This is a genomic window from Psychrobacter sp. AOP5-GZ1-6 (genome assembly GCF_052376345.1).
GTDB lineage: Bacteria > Pseudomonadota > Gammaproteobacteria > Pseudomonadales > Moraxellaceae > Psychrobacter.
Window position 1 is genome coordinate 1 of sequence record NZ_JBQSVP010000392.1, and the last position, 274, is coordinate 274.

1 protein-coding gene is annotated in these 274 nt (G+C 40.9%); it reads left to right on the forward strand.

The genetic code is table 11. From position 1 onward, the window contains the following. Positions 1-265: transposase (locus ACT3RN_RS16335; protein ID WP_444518906.1), on the forward strand; the 265-nt coding region annotated here is incomplete at its 5' end. Positions 266-274 lie beyond the last annotated feature (9 nt).

Here is a 274-nt window from a genome sequence, read left to right on the forward strand (position 1 = left end):
AGATTTACAAACGCCACTCAGAGCCAACATGAAAGAGGATAGACCCAAACCTGTGGTAAGACGGCTAATGAAAGCCCGCCGTATCGTTGAAACAGTCATTGGTCAGCTATCAGAACGATTTAATATACAAAGAGTGCGAGCAAGAGATTTATGGCATTTGTCTCATCGATTGATTCGTAAGATTCTTTCACACAATCTGTGCTTTGTACTCAACAAAAAACTTGGTAATCCGCCTCTTCAGTTTGATTTGCTTATTTCAAGTTGAGAGTGGGGT